Annotated in this window: 1 protein-coding gene; it reads left to right on the forward strand. The window is 59.9% G+C overall.

Translation table 11 applies throughout. The features are described from left to right. A partial coding sequence (locus ALIPUT_RS12925; RefSeq protein WP_004327469.1) for a V-type ATP synthase subunit I occupies positions 1-1,268 on the forward strand: 1,268 nt, incomplete at both ends.

Raw genomic sequence — 1,268 nt, forward strand, 5'->3', positions numbered from 1 at the left:
ACAAGGCGGTCGATGCCCTGACGCGGTTTCTCGAAGACGAACGTTTCGTTCGGGACGAGCAGCCCATCGCCGACGGCGGCGAGGCTTTCGATCGCTATACGGCCGCTACGCAGCAGGCAGCGGCGCTCCGTTCGGAGATCGCACGCTTGCAGAAAACCGCCGACGAGCTGCGTCCCTGGGGCGATTTTTCGGTCGATACGCTTCGCAAGTTAGCGGACAGGGGCGTGGTGCTACGCTATTTCTTCACCAGCCGTGCGGCTTACGAGAAGGATATCGAAGCGTGGTCGGAGCGTTATACGATCGCTCTGGTGCACGAGGGTGAAACCTTTGATTACTTCGTGGTCGTGACCCGGCCGGGCGAGGAGGTGGTGCTCGATGCGCAGGAGGTCAAGGCGCCGACGATGGACTGCCGTCAGACCGAAGCGCAGATCGCCGAGGCCCGCAGGAAGCTCGCGGAGCTGGATCGGGAATTTTCCCGTGCGGCTCTTTCGGTGGAGGCGATCCGCCGGCATGGGATCGAGCTCAAGCGGAAGCTGGAAGAGATTCGCGTGAAGAATACTGCGCAGCCTGAAGCCGACGGTACGCTGGTTATTCTGGAGGGATGGGCCGAGGAGACCGATTCCGCGAAGGTGGATGCTCTGCTGGCCGAATACCCCAATCTGATTTTCCTGAAGAGTACGCCGACCCCCGAGGACAATACCCCGGTGAAGCTGCGCAACCGTCCCTTCGCCCATCTGTTCGAGGTGATCGGCGCGATGTATGCGCTGCCTAAATACGGCACGATCGATTTGACACGCTTCTTCGCTCCTTTCTATATGATCTTCTTCGGCTTCTGTATGGCCGAGGGCGGTTATGGACTGGTCATCATGCTGGGCGGTTTGGCCGCAGTGATGCTGGGTCGCAAGAAGGGGAGTTCGGCCATGAAGGAGATCGGTATGCTGACGATGCTGTGCGGATTCTCGGGCATGGTCTTCGGCCTGATGTCGGGCTCGTTCTTCGGATTGCAGCTCTCCGAATGGGAGTGGCTGGGCAGCCTGCGCGATCATCTGTTGACACCGGACATCCTCTTCCCGCTTTCGATCGGACTGGGTGCCGTGCAGGTGCTTTTCGCCATGATGATCAACGCTTATGTCACGGCCCGCAGCTTCGGCCTGCGCTATGCGCTGGGACTGATCGGCTGGATCATCGTGCTGGTCGATAGTGCCGTTTGCGTTCCTGCTGCCCGAAAGCGTGGGCTTTCACGTTTCAATCCGGTCGCTTATCTGGTT

Origin of the sequence: Alistipes putredinis DSM 17216, assembly GCF_000154465.1 — a bacterium.
Lineage (GTDB): Bacteria > Bacteroidota > Bacteroidia > Bacteroidales > Rikenellaceae > Alistipes > Alistipes putredinis.